The following is an 18,396-nucleotide window of genomic DNA, read 5'->3' on the forward strand; positions in this document are numbered from 1 at the left end:
ACAGCACAATACGCTAAAGGTTTTTAATAAAAAGGTCTATATGAATATAAAGGGTGACAACAATACCCGTGTCACTAAGCAGATAAAGCCCGGATACTGAGTCAGCCATATACCGGGGATGGGAGGCTCCTGGCCGATTCAACAACGGAGGCCAGTGGCACAGGTTTGCCCAGCGCAAAGCCCTGACCATAGTCAACGCCCAGAGCCGTCAATGCCTGACAGCACTCCTGATCGGAAACAAATTCCGCAATTGTCAGCTTGCCCATACTGCTGGCTATCTCGTGAATAGCTTTGACTGTGGCGTAATCACTGCGGTCCCGGCACATATTGCGGACAAAGGATCCGTCTATTTTAACGTAATCCACCGCCATATTTTTCAGATAAGTAAAAGAACTCATCCCGGCGCCGAAATCATCCAGAGCGAAACGGCATCCCATATCCCGCAGGGTATCGATAAAGCGACTGGCGGAGCCCAGATTGGTCACCGCCGCAGTCTCTGTAATTTCAAAACAGATTTTCTCCGGTGGAATATTTGCATAACGTAAACGGCTGACTATCTTGTCCAGAAATTCCTCATTGCCCAATGTCATCCCCGATAGGTTGATCGCACATTTGCCAAGTGCATCAAGATGCTGCGGATTCTGCTCGAGAAAATCGATGGTGTTAGTAAACACCCACTCATCAATTTTATTCATCAGCCCGTAACGCTCAGCAATCGGGATAAAAATGCCGGGATTGAGCATTTCCCCCCGGGCATTCTGCATACGTACCAGTATTTCGTAATGCCTTCCCTGTGCAACCTGATTAAAGGGTGTTATCGGCTGGCAGAAGAGCACAAAACTATTGTGCTGCAACGCCTTCTGAATGGCATTGACCCACTCCAGCTCATTTTTCTGATAGTTGAGCTGCTGGTCACTGGCATCAAAAACATGGTAGCGATTACGCCCGCTATTCTTAGCACTGTAACAGGCGTGATCCGCGGCTTTAATGAGTTCGACACTGTTTGCCATATCAGCACGAATCTCTACTACGCCGATACTGGCTCCGATATGAAAAAGCTTATCTCCCCAGGTAAAACGGAAACCGCGAATAGCCTGAAGCATTTCCGCCAGCCTGGGTTTAACCTGCTCCACTGACAAGCTGGCGAACACCAGGCAAAACTCATCACCACCCACACGCGCCAGAATATCGTCTTCGCCAATTCCCCCTGCCAGCAAACTGGCAACTTGTCTGAGCAACTCATCACCGGCCTGATGTCCACAGGAATCATTGACCAACTTAAACTGATCCATATCGATGTAGCACAGGGTCGCGCTGGCCTTATGCTGCTTGATCTGTTCCAACACCTGGTTGAGCTTTCGGTCAAACGCATAGCGGTTATACAGCCCGGTCAACTGATCATGGTTTGCCTGATAATACACTTGCTGTTGCAACGCCAGATCCGCGGTGACATCCCGGCCGATCCCCTCTACCGCTATCAGTTTGCCTTGTGCATCAAACACCGGTGAATCCCGGTACTCGATCTGCCTCACCTCACCCTTTGCGGTAAAATAATCCACTACATAGGGCTCAGGGCGCTTCCCGGCGGCCAGTTGTTGACGTATCTGCGCGTCATTATCTGGCCCTCGTTTTACACAATGCTGATAGTTATGGCGAAAATACTCGGCACTATAACCAAGGATATCCCGCACACTGTGGCTGACAAAATTCACCTTACCGCCAGGATCGTGAGAGTAAATAAAATGTCCGTTCAGGCCCTCCACCAGCCGCCGGAATTTTTCCTCGCTGTCTTTCAGGGCCTGCTCACTCAATCGCCTGGCAGTAATATCGCGAACCGTAACGGCAATACCGTCACCGGCTTTGACAACTTGAATTTTCAGCCACTGCGCCCTTACCAATCTGCTGCCTGAAGCAAGATACTGCTCATGAGCACGGCCGCTGTGATAAACCCGGATACAAATCCGCAACAGAGTGCTGGCTCTCAGTGCCATCAGTTGTTCGCTCAGTCTCGGGCTTTGCAGCTGTTTATCCTCAGTGACAAATATCCGTTGCGCCATATGATTGGCTTCACCAAGGATGAAGTCGCAGATTTTGCCCTTTTTCCGTTCCGCGTTAAACACCAGAATTGCATCCAGGGACGCCTCACTGGCGGCCTTATAACGCTGCTGCGACTGATTCAGCTTGAACGCACTGCGTAACTGACGCTGCACAAAAATACTGATAATAAGAGACATCATCAGGCCAATCGCTAACACCACATAGCCAATATGCAGGCTGCCTCTGTTGCTCTGTAATTTGAGTTGCCACTGTCGCCCGGCAAAGGCTACCGGTTGATTGATCACGGTCTCACTTGAATTCAGTTCTCCGTTAACCATCAGAACCTGGTCGCCGTCATAAAGCTGAAAATTGAAATCTGAGCCCACCAGTTCACCGATCATAACGGCCAGGGTAGCCTTAATATCAAAACTGGCCACGATATAGCCGTAGTGCAGATCATAGGGATTAACAGGACGAAGAATCAGAGCAAAGTAACTGTCGGGGCCGGCCTGATGCAGATGACTGATAAAGGTTTTCGCAGGCGGATCGGACAATGGATCAGCAAGCTCTGACAGAGCCTTTTGAATCGGCGCGCCAGAACGCTGATGTTTGCTACTCCATTGTATACTGAGATGTTGATTCAGCCACAGAATGTCATCAAAACCAGGCAGAATATGGCGGGTAGTCTGTGCTCGGGCATTGAACCAATCGGTTACATTAGGGTAATTTTCCGGCCAGGTAATCATCAGATCTTCGAGTGCCCTTAGTCGATCAGCAGAAAACACTTCGATGCTGTTACTGACCTGATGAGCGACCACCCTCGCCTTTGAGGCCATACGCTGTCGTTCCTGACTTTCCAGATACAGGCTTACCAGTGCAAACAGCAGACTCAACACTAAAAAAAGAATCAGAGGCAGAGCGTTAACTTTACCCGGAGCTTTGAACCACATTATTACAGCCTGTTACCGCTCAGGACTGATAACTTTACTACCTGCAGATGACAGGAATGTTACCTGTTGGAAAAATCCGGGCTCTGCGGTACAAAAATCGGAATAATGTCGTTATGCCAGGCTATAGCTAAGGAACAGGCATCCCCCGGGCAGCCTCGAGCAACGCAAACCAGTGCTGGCGTTCGAGCTGTAATTTAGTAGCATCAACCTGCCTGGCAATACGCTGTGTGTTACCACTACCCAATATTGGCATTGCATTGCAGGGCAATGCCAGCACAAAGGCCAGCAGAATCTGATCCAGCTCGGCGTTATAGTGCTGTGCAATGTCCATGGCCGCTTCGCGCAGAGCTTTATACTGAAAATCATGGAATACTTTACCGCCCCCAAGACAAGACCAGGCCATAGGATTAATTCTGTGTTGTTGCAGATAATCCAGACTGCCATCAAACAAAGGCTCACTGTGAATGAGGCTAATCTCCAGCTGATTTGTGATCAGCGGCTCATCCAGGCGGGATTGCAACAGAGCAAATTGCGCCACACTAAAATTAGATACGCCAAAGTGACGCACTTTGCCTGATGCTTTCAGGGTATTGAAAGCCTGTGCCACTTCGTCGGCATCCATTAACGGATCAGGCCGGTGGATCAGCAGCAGATCGAGATAATCGGTGTTTAATTCCCGCAATGAGCGCTCTGCGGCACGGATAATATAATCCCCCCCACTGTTATAGTGCACTCCTGTGACGTCTGGTTGTGCCTCACAGGGAAACAGAATACCGCACTTGGATACCATCTCAATTTGTTCGCGAAGATGCGGGGCCTGTTTCAGCATACGACCGAACAGCCCTTCCTCGGTAAAAGCCCCATAAACATCGGCATGATCCGTAGTCGTAATGCCCCGTTCCAGTCCGTGCTCAACGAATGCCTGAAGTTCAGCCACCGACATCTGCCACTCATTTAACCGCCAGTAACCCTGAATACAGCGTGAAAAACTTAATTCGTCTTTTACCAGTTGAATACGTTGCATTACTTATCCTGTTAATTATGCCAATACGCGCAGACCCGATATAACCCATAGCCACCAGACTCAGGGCCTGACCAGCTTCCAGCCCACAACAGATACGGCCACTAAGGCCAATATATAGCAGTAGAAGACATAGGGTATCAGTGCCACCGGCGAGATAGCAAAACTGGCACCGAGTAGCAGAGCCTGAGCACCATAAGGGATCAGTCCCTGTACAATACAGGAGAAGATATCCAGCAGGCTGGCGCTGCGCTTCGGTGGAATATCGGCGTGGCTGGCCAGTTGCCTGGCGGCTTCACCGGCGACAATGATGGATACGGTATTATTAGCGACACACAGATTAGTCAGGCTACTGAGCAGGGCGATAGCAAAACTGTGACTGGCCTTATCATCGGGTGAAAGCTTTTGTGCAAGAGCTGTAATCCGGCCAACCAGATATTCCAGACCTCCCTGGCGGCGCATCAGTTCTGAGAGCCCGCCGATTAGCAGTGACAGGATAAAAATCTCCTGCATCTGCCCAAAACCTGTATAGATATCCTGGGCCAGCCCACTGATTGCATAGTCTGCCTGCCAGAAACCCATTAATGCGCTGCTGACGATTCCTATGCTAAGCACCGCAAAAACGTTAAGGCCAGCCACCGCCAGACCCAGAATCAACAAATACGGAATGGCCAGCCAGCCGTTACCCTCTGTCTCGGGCAAGGCACTGGTTAGCGGCGTGTAAAATGCCAGTATCACCAGAGTCACAATGGCCGCGGGCAGAGCCAGACGCAGGTTCTCCAGAAACTTATCACGCATCTGACAGCCCTGTGTTCGGGTAGCAGCAATAGTGGTATCGGAAATAATCGATAAGTTGTCACCAAATATGGCACCACTCATTAAAACCCCGGCCATCATCGCCGGTTCAATGCCAGTGGCATCGGCCATGCCCAGGCCAATGGGTGCCATCGCCGCCAGAGTGCCCATAGAGGTGCCCATTGCGGTAGACACAAACGCGCCCAAAATAAACAACCCGGGTAATAATAATTGTGCAGGGATCACACTCAGGCCGAGCGCGACAGTGGCGTCCACTCCCCCTGTAACACTGGCAACAGAGGAGAACGCCCCGGCCAACAGATAGATCAGGCACATGGTTATGATATTAGGGTGCCCAACACCTTGCACAAACCCCTCAATGGTATGGTTCAGGGATTCACGGGAGAGCCACACCGCCAGCAAAATGGCTGGTAGTACTGCTACTGGTGCCGGAAGCTGATAAAAGGCGTATTCGACCTGCTGACTCTGGTAATAAAAACCGGAGCCAAGAAATAAAATCAGAAAAACCACCAGAGGAAGCAGGGCATATTTACCGCGGGAAAGTGCAGGATTTGACACGTGACCACCAAAAAGACGTTTAGACGTCCAAAATCTTACCTGCAGGAGTACATCTGAACAAGTTTTGTTTTTGACGCCCGCACCTTAAATCACGATCGGGCTGAACTCTACAACCGTTATTCAGGTTTACAATCCCGCCGCCTGTAACATCATCCGGCGCTTTGCAAGTGGCATCTTATTGGCCAGGCTCAGGCCCATTCCGCGCAGGGCTTTTTTCATCGGGTTGCTGCCTGCAAACAAACTTCTGAACCCCTGCATTGCAGCAATCATCTTAACCGCCTCAGCCTTGCGGGTGCGCTCATAGACGCGCAACGATGACACCGTTCCAATATCCTTACCGGCTTCAGTCAAATCCAGCAGCACTTCAGACAATAATCTGACATCCATCAGGCCAAGGTTAGCGCCCTGCCCCGCCAAAGGGTGAATACTGTGAGCAGCATCACCGGCCAGCACCACCCTATGCTTAAGCCACTGCCGGGCATAACGCATGGTCAGGGGGAACATCTTTCGTTCACTGACAAGCTCACACAGCCCCAGCTTGCCATCAAAAGCCCGGTAAAGCGCTTTGGCAAACTGCCCGGGAGATTGCACCATCAGTTCGTCAGCCTGTTTATTTTCCACAGACCAGACAATAGAACACAGATGGGGATCCGTCATGGGTAAAAACGCCAGTGGCCCATACGGTGTAAACACTTGCCGCGCGCACTGCTGATGCACCAGTTCAGTCTGCACATTGGCAACGATTGCACTTTGCTGATAATCGGAAAAGCTCAGAGGCATGGCTGACAGTGTTCTGATCTTCGAATGAATCCCATCCGCTCCGACCACCAGTTTAGCGGCCAGTTGCTGGCCATTTGCCAGCCTCACCAGGGCCCGCTCATCTTCAACTTTCAGTGCTTCAATGGCAGAGGAGACTTCAATCTGAATATTTGACGCCTCCAGTAGTTTTTCCCACAGGGCATTAATCAACAACTGATTTTCGATAATATGCCCCAGATGAGATTGACAGACACTCTGATGATCGAACTCAATTGACGCAAAGCTGTCCTGTTCCCAAACCTGCATATGGGTATAGGGTTGCACCCGTTTTTCATCCAGATGCTGCCAGATCCCTAATTCCCGAAACAATTCCTCACTGGCCTGATTGATGGCACTGACCCGGACACCGGGCGTCTGACTGACCGCCTGATAGGGCATCTTCTCATCTACCACCACCACCTTCACAGAACTGTCAGCCAGCGAAACAGCCAGTGACAGTCCCGCCAGGCCGCCACCTACAATTACAACATCAGCTTGCTGCATTCTGTCCCCCGTACCCCATGGCGGCTCTGCCCAGTTTCAGTTTCAGTGGCCCGCACAGATCGAGCAACCCCAGCCCCAGATTGCGACCCGCCACCAGTGGCCCGTGATTATTACTGAAAAACCGTACCAGAGCATCGGTACTGTTAACCACCAGTGACTGATCCTGATGGCGTTGCTGAGAATACACCTGCAGCACTGGCGCAGCGCCGGGATCGCCATCTTGCTTCACCGTGTTTCGCAGCAATGTACTGAGGCACTGAGCATCGCGCAATCCAAGATTGAAGCCCTGCCCTGCAATGGGGTGCAGGGTATGGGCGGCATTACCTATTACCACCGACCGGTGTGCCACTGTTCTTGCAAGCCGGGCCAGCGCCAGCGGATAGCTGTTACGCTGACTCAGCGCAACAAAGCGCCCGACACTGTAACCAAATGCCTGTTGTAGTTGTTGTAAAAATTCGCTGTTCTGCATGTGCAAAAAGGTATCCCGATGCTCAGCGGCCAGACTCCAGACTAAACCGAAACTGCTATCCGCATTTGGCAGCAAAGCCAGCGGCCCCTGGGCAGTAAAACGCTCATAGGCTCTGAATTCATGGGGATGGTCGGTTTTCACATTCGCCACCAGGGCTACCTGTTGATAGTCCTGTACTTGTGATTGAAACCCCAGTTTTGTCGCCGTAGGCGAACTACCACCTTCAGCCACCACCAGCAAGGATGCGGACAATCTCTTTGCGGAACTCAGTATCACATCAATATGCTGCTGATGCTGTTTCACATCACTGACACTATCGGGACAAAACCAATCAATATCATCGGCATCTTTAACTGATTCATAAAGCATAGTGCCAAGCTGTTGCTGGGACGTGACATAACCGAGGGCCTCAACCCTTTGCTGACGATGATCCAGCCAACACTGGCCCAAATGGCCCTGATCCGACACCTTTATTTGTTTTATAGGTACGCAGTTTTCCAACAGCGAAGACTGCAGGCCAAGTTGTTGCAGGTATGAGGCGGATTGATGGGACAAGGCAATAGAGCGGGCATCAAACCCCGGGTGCAAAGATTGCTGAGAGTCGCAGGCATAGGCGCTGGCCTCCACAATGGCAATTTTTAACCCGCAGGATCTGAGCGACAGTGCCAGCAAGCACCCAACCGCGCCGCCACCGGCAATAATCAGATCAAATTCCAGGACCTGTTTATCCTTCATATTCGTCTCTGTTGAGAGTAAAAATGCCTAAACACTCCCGGCCATTAACTGCTCTATCCCATGAATTGCCTTCGGTGCTCCGGCGGTCAGGTTTTCATGGCCGGTGGCCGTGACCAACAGATTATCTTCAATACGTATGCCGATGCCCTGCCACTTGCGCTCCACATCAGCTCCGACGGGAATGTAGATGCCCGGTTCAACGGTCAGCACCATGCCGGGTTGCAATGGCCGATCCTCCCCTTCTACTCTGTATTCGCCTACATCATGGACATCCAGTCCCAGCCAATGACCCAGTCCGTGCATAAAATACTGCCGATAGGTTTTCTCGGCCAGATTAGCCTCCAGACTGCCCTGTAAAACGCCCAGTTTCAGCAGCCCCCGGGTAATCACTAATACCGCTTCTTCCATCGCGCAGATCAGCGTACTACCAGGCTTTATCTGTTCAAAAGCCGCCAGTTGCGCATCCAGCACCAATTGATACAACAGTGCCTGGGGTTCACTAAACGCACCACTGACCGGAAATGTACGGGTGATATCCGCTGCGTAGCCCATCAGTTCCGCCCCGGCGTCAATCAATACCAGATTACCCGCTTTGAGTTCATCCTGGTTCTCTGTGTAGTGCAAAATACAGGCGTTATCGCCGCTACCCACGATCGTACCATAGGCCGGGTATCTGGCCCCCTGAAGCGCGAACTCGTGATGCAGTTCAGCTTCCAGCTGGTATTCGTAGCGGCCGGGGCGGGCAAACGCCATGGCGCGCTTATGGGCATCCACTGAAATCCTGGCAGCCCGGCGCATCAGACTTATTTCAGCGTCAGATTTGATCAACCGCTTTTCATGCACATAATCACGGATATCAATCACCACGCCAGGAGGACGCTGACCTTTTTTACCGCCTTTACGCAACTGTTCAAAGCAGCTAAAAACCAGCCCGTCAATGTGTTCATAGGTTCCCTGAGCAAAATAAAACTGATTGCACTGAGCAAGGTAAGAGGGCAGTAGTACCGGTAATTGCTCCAGTTCAATGCATTTGTCTATGTCAAGGCTGATCCGGGCCTGTTCTGGTCCCATTCGCCTGCCATGCCAAATTTCTGCCTGAGGATCTTTTGCCAGACAAAACAAGGTGGATTCCACGTGCCCCTGTTGTTTGCTTATCAATAATACGGCATCGGGCTCACTGAAACCGGTGAGATAAGAAAAATCGCTGTCCTGGCGGAATGGGTATTGGGTATCGCGGCTACGGGTGACTTCACGGGCAGCCGGAACCAGGCACAACGAGTTATCCTGCATATGTTCCCCAAGAGCCCGACGTCTTGACTGGTATTCACTGAGTTCGATCATAATATCAATGCAGAGTTTTAGAGGGCGTAGCGGCGCGGCTGGCCGTGCGACCCTGTTCGTTAAAACATAACATGGCCGATACACGCACATATTCCATTACTTCAATCAGCGCCTGCTCTGAGTCTTCGCCCTCGGACATTTTCTCGTCCATACGACTTATCTCAGCAAAGTCCTCCAGCGCTTCCTTAACGTCTTCGGAACAACCGGTAAGATCATTCTGATGCAATCCAAAGCCCAGTAAAAACCCCTGAACCCACTTTACCAGCGCCATGCCCCTATCATTGATAGGTGCCGCATCGTCAGGTAAGCACAGAACCAGAGTGAAATCAGCAGCCATTAACTGCTCACGGGTTTGCTGAAACAATTGCTGTGTCTGGCGTTTGATTTCATCTGGCAGCTTATCACCCTGGTTAATAAAATCTGCCAACGCGTCCAGCCAATCTTCGCTCTGAACGGGCATGCCGCCAGCCAGCATGCCTGTCAGAATCCCCTGAATTTCCGCAGCATCACTGCTAATAGCGGTTTGCTGCAGCGCGCTGCTAAGCTGTTCGAACATTTTACTGATATCGGCCAAAACACGGTTACTCATAGGCGGTCAATGAGCGTATGGTAACCCTATCATCAGGTAACCTCAAAGCCTTATCCACCCGATACAATATGGGTACTATTCAGGCACTTGAACACCGACTTGCAGATAGAACTGGTTTTCAGCCAGGGGACATGCCTATAATGTTAGTCAGCAAATGATACTAAGCGCTTTGAGATGATCAAAAGCTGCAGAAAATAATCACAACAAGGCCTTTCCGGCCTGCATGCTGGCTGATATAGCCACTATCTCACATAAACTACACAGCAAGATTCCTGTGATTGAGCAGGGTCTGTTACAATCAATGTCTCCTGGGATGTACGCCAGTTCAGTAATGTCCCTGGCCGATGCTAATCTCCAAGGGGGTTGAATTACATTGCTATTGTGCAAGCTCGGCACTGACCGAGAAGCCTGCGGCAATGATGAAGCCCCCGCCCTGAACTTTTCGGTTCTAGGGCTCAATCTGAGCAGCGGCATTTTGGGAGACACCCTTTTATGTTTAAGCGCCCTGCACCAGGGCTGCTTAACTATCGTGCCCGCGGGAGTCTTCATCCCGGGCCATCTTGTGTACATATTTAACAAACAGCTCACTCAAAAACCGCTCAGAATCAAAACCCAGCCGTCTGGCGACATCCGACACTCTGACGTCGCTGCGCATCAATATCCTCTTCGCATACTCCAGTCGGTAATGGTAAACAAAAGCGCGAAAGTTGCGTTTAAGTAAGGTTCTCATTGCAGCTGCCAGTAACGTGGGATCCACGTGTGTTGCTCTGGAGAAATCCTTAAGTCGCAAACCAATTTTCTTGTACGCTTTGTGTTTGAGCATAGCCTGTTCGGCCTGGGTCAGAGCGTCACGCAACTGTTCTTCCGGGTAGTCCGGCTGCTGCAATCTGGCATAATCCAATGGAGAGGGGGAATAACGACGTTTTTCCATTAACACCAGACTCAGAACAATAAATATCAGAAAATAACACACCTGCATGATCTGCAACCACTGGCTCAAGGGCAGCCAGGTAACGGCAACAAGTATGATCGCCACCGCCACGCAAAACGCCAGTGTAATCAGGCTTCCAAAAACTTTGATGGAAATAGAAAAACGGTATAAATGCGTATCCACCACCTGATCACTGAGAAAAAACTGATACTCCCTGAGCCGGTTTTCTGCCGCAAAGGCTTGCCATAAGACGCTCAACTGACATAACAGCGTGTAGCCATACACATACCAATGCTGTGCTAATTGTCCGTTCACTCCCTCTGTCAGCACAGCCGATTTGTATTCTGATGAAAAAAACAACAAAGGAACACTGAGCAATACCGCCAAGATGCCCGGTAATACCATCAGCCTGGCGGAATAACGTGTTTTATCGAGTAACAGGCGGGTAACAGCAAGGCATAAAAGCGAAGTGAGTAGCGCGGGCAAAGCCGAAAACACGGCTACCAGAAAATGCCAACTGGTACTCATTTCAAAGGCGCACAAAGATGTTTCAATCAGCAATGCAGGGCTCAACAGCACTACCAGCAACATTTCACGGCCATGAGGGAGTCGGTCAAAGCGCGCCCATATAAGCATCAAAGGCACCAGCCACAGAATTAAAGCGGCGATCACCAGTATCTGATAAGGAGTCATACTGATCATGAATATACCTTGGCACCCAGGTTTGTAATACGGGAACGATTATCACGATATTCTTTTTCAGGCAGGCTCTCTCTGCTGTGAAAGCTGGCGGCTTTGTTCCATTACCTGCACGAGGCGTGAAATCTTATCCTCACACCAGGCTTTCAGACTGTCCTTATGTTCAACATCGGCCTGTTTGAGTTCACACATAAGCAGATTAAGCAGTTTTAGTTCATCGATACCATCGAGTATATCCAGCCATGGCGCACGGTGCTGCTCGCGTTTCTCCTCACCAAAAAGATCGGCCAGAAATAAACTGTTGAACAGTGCCTGATCCAGACTCGATTCCGCCGACAAATAATGCTGAAGATTAAATACCTTATCCCGGGGCATGCTCTGACTGATATGAAACCAACTCTGCGCCAGCCACCCTTTGGCATGTTCTATCACCGGTAATTTCCAGGCGGTATCATGCTCTCTCCAAGGGGTCCGCACTGCCAACGCCGTTAACGCCAGCTGCAAACTGGTGTTTTCTTTAGTACAGATCAGGTCAGCGGGGCGAAACTGGCGTAACATTCCCTCATAACGGCCCTGTAAATAACTGAGAAAATCCTGATGCTTCATTAAGCGTTTTCGGAACGGCCCTTTACGAGAGCGCAGCGCTTTAATTTCAAGCAATGCATCGACCCAATACCAGTCATCAAGCCAGGTCATCAGTCGTTTCTGCAGCGCCATCAGCTCAGGGCATTGCAACATCGGCAGATAAAGATTCAGAGCCTGTGAAACCAGGTGAATACCTGTGCGGATCCCTTTCAGGGCTTTAGGCTTCTGGGTTGCCAGATAGCACTGTTCATGCCATTGCCAGTAGTTCAACCCCATATCCAAAGCCCGACAAAAAGCCTGTTCGACTGAGCAGTCAGGCTCCAGACTAACAAAACCGGGCAGCGGTTCAGATTCCAGTTCCTGTCCCGATGCCAGCAGATAGCCTCGTGCAGCTTTACTCATGACACCCGCTCGTAATGGCAGCACAGCAACAAGGCGCTCAGCCACATCGAATAGCGCATTGACCTCACCGGACTTGAGCTCGATTTCAATTTCGCTGATCTCACTCTGATGCCCGTCTGCGCTGATTTCCCCCTGATCGTAGACCAGCTCAATTTCAGTATCCTGGTCTAAAACAAGATGAAAAATTCTGCGTTGAAAATGTGTGGTAAAGATCACATCCAGCTGTTGCTGCAGGGAAGGCACTTTTGCGTTCTGTGGCCAGATCTGCTCATCAAACAAACTCAGATCAGGTTGTGGCTGCGCAAGAACGACGTTATGTTCCGGACGTTGCTGCAAACTGCCCCGCCTTGCACCCGCAGTTTTTATGGTTTGTTCATACTTGCCATCCTGACCACGCACTCTTAATCCCATACCCATAGAGCGAAACGCCTTGTCCGGGGTATCATAATACTGATTAAACAGAGATACCTGCGAGAGATCACAACGGCCTTTTAACTCCGGCAGTACTGACTTTTCGATAATCGCTGCCACATCAACTTCACCGCATACCAGCAGTTTTAATTCGGTTTCCATTTTTTATCTGGCCTGTCTGACAGGCCACAAACATTAACCCTAAGCTCTGCTCTTGGCAATTCCCTCCTATCACAATATGTTCAGAGGGTTTGTATCACTTGCCTTTCCACGCCGCTCGCCATACCATCTAAAAAAATATTCGAGACCAGTTGCACCCATGACAAAATTTTTTCTTCAGATTATGGGCCTGGGCCTGTTGTTCGGGCTACTAATCAATCAGGCCAGTGCCCAGGATGTTCAGGCACCAGGGAATGAGCAGACCGTATATATTTCCGATGATCTTTATACTTTTATTCACGCCGGTCCTGGCCGTAATTACCGCATTATAGGTTCAGTGGTTGCCGGCACACCGGTCACCTTGTTGCAACGTAATGATGAGGAAGGTTTTGTTGAGATTATCGATGATAAAGAGCGCACCGGATGGGTAGATAACAGATTTATCAGTGCAACCCCTTCAGTGCGTGAGTCCGTTCCACAACTCGAAGAGGCTCTGCAACAAGCTCAGAGCGATGTTGCTCAGACCCGAGAGCAAAACGATTTGCTCAACCAACAGATCCTCGACCTCAGCTCCCGCAATGAACAACTGCAAAGCAGACTACAGGAAATTCAGCAACAACACTCAGATGTGCAGCAAGAGTTGGCCAGTATCGATAATAAAGTACAGATCGAATGGCTTACCCGAGGTGGTATTATCGGCCTGGGGGGAATTATTCTCGGTGTAATCCTGATGTTGATCCCCAGAAAGCGCCGTCGAAACGACAACTGGATGTGACGCCGACCAGTCTGTTAACCCTAGCATTGTAAAGATGGGTTAACAGTTGCCATGCACTTCTCTCCGGCCCGGTCTTTACCGGGCTTTTTTCATCCCCATATCAAATCGGAACGTCGGTAAATCAGGCTACTCGTGACTATTAGCTGTTACTTGTAGTGGCAAGATTTCAAGGTAATAAAAACCTTGCGTTGAGTACGGTAGAAAAGGAGTTGTATTTTGGATACAGTCCTTTGGGGACTGACAGACTCCTTGGAATTGGGTGGTGTTGGCGCGCTATACCAGCATCTGATTGATCAGGGCCCGGCCCGCATTAATAGGTTTGAGCATGTTTAAAGCCAGCGAAATACTAGACGATAATTATCAACTTCCTTCATTGAGTGAATTACAGACCATTATCACAGACAATTATATGGTCGATGAGAATGTGTACCTGAAGGAATTGATCAGTCTTATTCCTCAGGACCAACTGACCCGGGATAAAATTGAGCAGGAAGCCGCTCAATTGGTAGAACAAGTGCGCAAAGAGGCCTCCAGCGGCGACAGTATCGATGCTTTCCTACAGGAATACAGTCTCGACACTCATGAAGGGGTGATTCTTATGTGCCTCGCGGAGGCATTGTTACGCATTCCTGATGCCGCGACCGCCGACGCGCTTATCAAAGACAAACTTTCCGGTGCGGACTGGCGCAGTCATCTCAAACAGAGTGAGTCTTTACTGGTCAACGCTTCCACCTGGGGACTAATGCTCACCGGTAAACTCTTTCACCTTGATAACAGAGGTGATGCCAATAGCGACAAGGTACTGGACAAGATGGTGGCGCGCCTTGGTGAGCCTGTTGTGCGCAAGGCCATGTATACCGCCATGAGTATTATGGGTCGCCAGTTTGTGCAGGGTAAAGATATCTCCGAAGCGCTCAAATTCAGTCGCAAACAACGTGAAGAAGGCTATACCCACTCCTACGACATGCTCGGTGAAGCCGCCATAACGCGCACTGATGCAAACAAATATTTCGATGCCTACGCAGACGCGATTGAGTCAATCGGTGAGGAGGAGTTCGACACCCGGCACCCCGCCCCACCAACCATTTCTATAAAGTTATCAGCTCTGCATCCTCGCTATGAAGCCGCCAATGAAGAGCGGGTCATGACAGAGTTGGCAGAGTCTTTAGGTAAACTGGTTGAGTTGGCCCGCAGCAAAAGTGTGGGTGTCAGTATCGATGCGGAAGAGGCAGACCGCCTGGAGTTATCGCTGAAAGTCTTCGAGAAAGTTTATCGCAGTCAGGCTGCAAAAGGCTGGGGGAATCTTGGGCTGGTGGTGCAAACCTATTCAAAAGGTGCATTGCCGGTACTGATGTGGATTTCACAGCTGGCCACAGAGCAGGGTGATCTTATCCCTGTGCGACTGGTCAAAGGGGCATACTGGGATACAGAAATTAAACTCTGCCAGCAGATGGGTACTGACGGCTATCCGGTATTTACCCGCAAGGCCGGTACAGACGTAAGCTATCTTGCCTGTGCCCGCTTTTTGCTCAGTGAATACACACAGGGCGCTATCTATCCGCAGTTTGCCACGCACAACGCTCATACCGTTATCGCGATTAAGCGCATGGCCGCAGGCCGGGATTTTGAGTTTCAGCGTCTGCATGGCATGGGTGAAGAACTGTATGACTGTATTCTGGATGACACCTCTAATATCAATGTGCGCATTTATGCCCCGGTTGGTGCCCATAAAGATTTACTCCCTTATCTGGTCAGGCGCCTGTTGGAAAACGGCGCAAACAGCTCTTTCGTACATAAACTTCTGGATCCGGACACCCCCGTCGAATCACTGGTAAATGATCCACTGGATTATCTGAAGCATTTACCCACACTGTCCAATGATCAGATCCCCTCACCCGGAAACATTTATCTCAACCGGGAAAACTCCAGAGGCCTGAACCTGAATATAGGATCTCAGTACCAGTCCTTTATGGAAAAAGTCACCTCGTTTAAAGATCATCAGTGGCACGCAGGACCGGTTGTCAATGGTGAAACACTGACTACTGGTCAGGTGAATAAGGTGGTGTCGCCGCAGGATCTTTCGCACCAGGTGGGGCATGTCTACTGGGCCGATGAACAGGGCATAGAAAAGGCCATTGCCACTGCCCATGGAGCTTTCCCGAACTGGAGCCGCACCTCAGTAGAGATGCGCGCCAGCGCGTTAGAAGAGTTTGCCGATTTACTGGAAGAACATCGCCATGAGTTAATCACGCTGTGTACTCTGGAAGCCGGAAAACTGCTACAGGATGGCATTGATGAAGTACGTGAAGCGGTAGATTTCTGTCGTTATTATGCTGTTGAAGCCAGAAAACTCTTTGCCTACGAGGGGCCGCTGATGGGTCCCACCGGCGAGCTGAACGAACTCTTTGTTCAGGCAAGGGGGGTATTTGCCTGCGTCAGCCCATGGAACTTCCCCCTGGCCATCTTCACCGGCCAAATCGCTGCGGCGTTGGTGACGGGCAACACAGTGGTAGCTAAACCGGCAGAACAGACCAGCCTGGTAGCTTATCGTGCAGTGCAACTTATGCTCGAAGCCGGTATTCCCGGTGATGTGATTCAGCTGTTGCCCGGCACGGGGGCCGAAGTCGGTGGCAAGCTATCCAGTGACGAACGTATCTGCGGTATCTGTTTTACCGGTAGTACCATGACAGCCAAAGCTATCAATCGTGACCTGGCAGAACGCAAAGGCGCGATTGCCACGCTGATCGCAGAGACCGGCGGCCAGAATGCCATGATTGTGGACAGCACCGCACTGCCGGAACAGGTCGTTACGGATGTCATTCATTCTGCCTTTACCAGTGCCGGGCAGCGTTGCAGTGCCCTGCGAGTGTTGTACCTTCAGGAAGATAATGCAGAGCGGGTACTGGAGTTACTCGAAGGTGCCATGCAGGAGTTAACCGTTGGTGATCCTATCCATTACCAGACTGATGTGGGACCGGTTATTGACGAAAAAGCTGAGAAAGAGCTGAATGAACATATCGCATCAATCAGTGAAAAGAATAACGTGCTGGGTAAATCACCCATGCCACAAGCCACTCAAAAAGGCAGCTTTGTGCAACCCATTGCCGTTGAAATCAGCAATATCAATGAGCTTGACAAGGAACATTTCGGGCCGGTATTACATGTAGTGAAATACAAAGCCGAGGATCTCAACCAGGTGATTAATGACATTAACGGCACCGGTTTTGGCCTTACGCTGGGTATTCACAGCCGCAATGAATCTATGGCGGCTTATATTGCCGATATGGTCAACGTCGGCAACGTTTACATCAACCGTAATCAGATTGGCGCCGTTGTGGGCGTGCAACCGTTTGGGGGGCAAGGCCGTTCGGGCACGGGGCCCAAAGCCGGCGGCCCTCATTACCTGTATCGTTTTATTACTGAAAAAACCCGTACCAATAATATTACCGCTATTGGCGGTAATGCCAGTCTGTTGAGTCTGGGAGACTGATAGAAAAGGCCATGGCAAAGTCTGCCATGGCCTTTGTTTCTTGCTCATGTAGTCTAAAACACAAATAAATATGATTGATGTATTTACCTGTCACTCAGGTTAGGATAAAAAGACGCCGCAAATCTTATACCTACCAGAGGACTCACTGATGTTATTGCCCCTGCTCGCCTTACTTTTTGGCTTAGTGTTACTGGTTTACAGTGCTGACAAATTTGTAGAGGGTGCTTCAGCAACGGCAAAACATGCGGGCATGCCATCATTACTTATTGGCATAGTTATCATCGGCTTTGGTACTTCAGCGCCGGAGATGGTGGTATCAGCCATGGCAGCAATTGACGGTAACCCCAGCCTGGCGCTGGGTAATGCTTATGGCTCGAACATTACTAATATTGCGCTGATAATCGGTGTCACGGCGTTGATCTCGCCTATAGCGGTACAATCTCAAATCATCCGCAAAGAACTGCCTCTGTTACTGGGCGTGACGCTTCTGGCCGGGTGGCAATTATACGACGGATATTTATCAGCGATCGACGCAGTGGTATTACTGCTCGTGCTATTTGCCCTTATGGGCTGGTCAGTGAAGCAAGGCTTGTCTCAGCGTAAGGACATTTTGTCTGCTGAAGTGGACAGCGAGCTGGCGGTGCACCCTATGCCACTTAAAAGCGCGTTGCTTTGGCTGGTGGTCGGTCTGGTTCTGCTGGTGATCAGTTCCCGCATCCTGGTTTGGGGAGCCGTGAGCATCGCGCAGAGTCTCGGCGTCAGTGATCTGATCATCGGTCTGACCATTGTTGCTATTGGCACGTCCCTACCGGAACTTGCCTCTTCGGTAATGGCCGCCAAAAAGGGCGAGCATGATTTGGCCCTGGGTAATATTATTGGCTCAAATCTGTTTAATACCCTTGCTGTCGTGGGCATCGCAGCCGGCATCCAGCCCCTTCAGGTGGAGCCGGATGTATTAAATCGGGACTGGTTACTGATGCTCGGGCTGACGGTAGGATTGCTGATTATGGGGCTTGGCCTTAAAGGCCAGGGTCGTATAAACCGGTTTGAAGGCTTGCTGCTGTTACTGGTCTATTTCGGCTATACGGGATATCTGGGATACACCGTTATTTTCCCACAACTCTAA

Annotated in this window: 12 protein-coding genes and 1 other RNA gene; 4 read left to right on the forward strand and 9 right to left on the reverse strand. The window is 50.4% G+C overall.

Going from position 1 to position 18,396, the window contains the following annotated elements; all coding sequences use genetic code 11:
• Positions 1–101: 101 nt before the first annotated feature.
• The 7 genes from CDA54_RS03065 to CDA54_RS03095 all read right to left on the reverse strand — a co-directional run bounded on the left by CDA54_RS03065 (position 102) and on the right by CDA54_RS03095 (position 9,818).
• The gene (locus CDA54_RS03065) at positions 102–2,987 is read right to left on the reverse strand and encodes a bifunctional diguanylate cyclase/phosphodiesterase (protein ID WP_099033528.1); all 2,886 of its coding nucleotides are present in this window, start codon (positions 2,985–2,987) and stop codon (positions 102–104) included.
• Positions 2,988–3,114: 127 nt separating this feature from the next.
• Complete coding sequence (locus tag CDA54_RS03070; protein WP_099033529.1) at positions 3,115–4,011, reverse strand: aldo/keto reductase; 897 nt, start codon at positions 4,009–4,011, stop codon at positions 3,115–3,117.
• 60 nt (positions 4,012–4,071) lie between these two features.
• On the reverse strand, positions 4,072–5,382 hold the full coding sequence (locus tag CDA54_RS03075; protein WP_099033530.1) for a Na+/H+ antiporter NhaC family protein: 1,311 nt from the start codon (positions 5,380–5,382) through the stop codon (positions 4,072–4,074).
• 126 nt (positions 5,383–5,508) lie between these two features.
• A complete protein-coding gene (locus CDA54_RS03080) occupies positions 5,509–6,684 on the reverse strand; it encodes an FAD-dependent monooxygenase (RefSeq protein WP_099033531.1) in 1,176 nt (391 codons plus the stop codon).
• On the reverse strand, positions 6,671–7,888 hold the full coding sequence (gene ubiH / locus CDA54_RS03085) for a 2-octaprenyl-6-methoxyphenyl hydroxylase (protein WP_099033532.1): 1,218 nt from the start codon (positions 7,886–7,888) through the stop codon (positions 6,671–6,673). The genes CDA54_RS03080 and ubiH overlap by 14 nt, the downstream gene beginning before the upstream one ends.
• 27 nt (positions 7,889–7,915) lie before the next feature.
• Positions 7,916–9,229: a Xaa-Pro aminopeptidase gene (pepP, locus tag CDA54_RS03090; RefSeq protein WP_099033533.1), complete on the reverse strand. Its 1,314-nt coding sequence runs from the start codon at positions 9,227–9,229 to the stop codon at positions 7,916–7,918.
• A gap of 4 nt (positions 9,230–9,233) precedes the next feature.
• Entirely contained in the window at positions 9,234–9,818 is a 585-nt protein-coding gene (locus CDA54_RS03095; protein ID WP_099033534.1) for a UPF0149 family protein, read from the reverse strand.
• 302 nt (positions 9,819–10,120) lie between these two features.
• On the opposite strand from CDA54_RS03095, the gene ssrS reads away from it, so the two are divergent.
• Positions 10,121–10,304, forward strand: a non-coding RNA gene (ssrS, locus tag CDA54_RS03100) — 6S RNA.
• 34 nt (positions 10,305–10,338) lie between these two features.
• Here ssrS and CDA54_RS03105 read toward each other — a convergent pair.
• Together CDA54_RS03105 and CDA54_RS03110 are read right to left on the reverse strand one after the other, a co-directional pair.
• Positions 10,339–11,451: a helix-turn-helix transcriptional regulator gene (locus CDA54_RS03105; protein ID WP_099033535.1), complete on the reverse strand. Its 1,113-nt coding sequence runs from the start codon at positions 11,449–11,451 to the stop codon at positions 10,339–10,341.
• A gap of 57 nt (positions 11,452–11,508) precedes the next feature.
• Positions 11,509–13,008 carry a CYTH domain-containing protein gene (locus tag CDA54_RS03110; protein WP_099033536.1) on the reverse strand — a complete coding sequence of 500 codons (1,500 nt, stop codon included), beginning with the start codon at positions 13,006–13,008 and terminating at the stop codon, positions 11,509–11,511.
• A 157-nt stretch (positions 13,009–13,165) separates the two neighbouring features.
• On the opposite strand from CDA54_RS03110, the gene CDA54_RS03115 reads away from it, so the two are divergent.
• The 3 genes from CDA54_RS03115 to CDA54_RS03125 all read left to right on the forward strand — a co-directional run bounded on the left by CDA54_RS03115 (position 13,166) and on the right by CDA54_RS03125 (position 18,396).
• Entirely contained in the window at positions 13,166–13,780 is a 615-nt protein-coding gene (locus CDA54_RS03115) for a TIGR04211 family SH3 domain-containing protein (RefSeq protein ID WP_180237099.1), read from the forward strand.
• 325 nt (positions 13,781–14,105) lie between these two features.
• Positions 14,106–17,270 (forward strand): bifunctional proline dehydrogenase/L-glutamate gamma-semialdehyde dehydrogenase PutA, encoded by a 3,165-nt coding sequence (putA, locus tag CDA54_RS03120; RefSeq protein WP_099033538.1) that lies wholly within the window; start codon positions 14,106–14,108, stop codon positions 17,268–17,270.
• 148 nt (positions 17,271–17,418) lie between these two features.
• Positions 17,419–18,396 carry a calcium/sodium antiporter gene (locus CDA54_RS03125; RefSeq protein ID WP_099033539.1) on the forward strand — a complete coding sequence of 326 codons (978 nt, stop codon included), beginning with the start codon at positions 17,419–17,421 and terminating at the stop codon, positions 18,394–18,396.

It is taken from the genome of Lacimicrobium alkaliphilum (assembly GCF_002591895.1).
Classification (GTDB): Bacteria; Pseudomonadota; Gammaproteobacteria; order Enterobacterales; family Alteromonadaceae; genus Lacimicrobium; species Lacimicrobium alkaliphilum.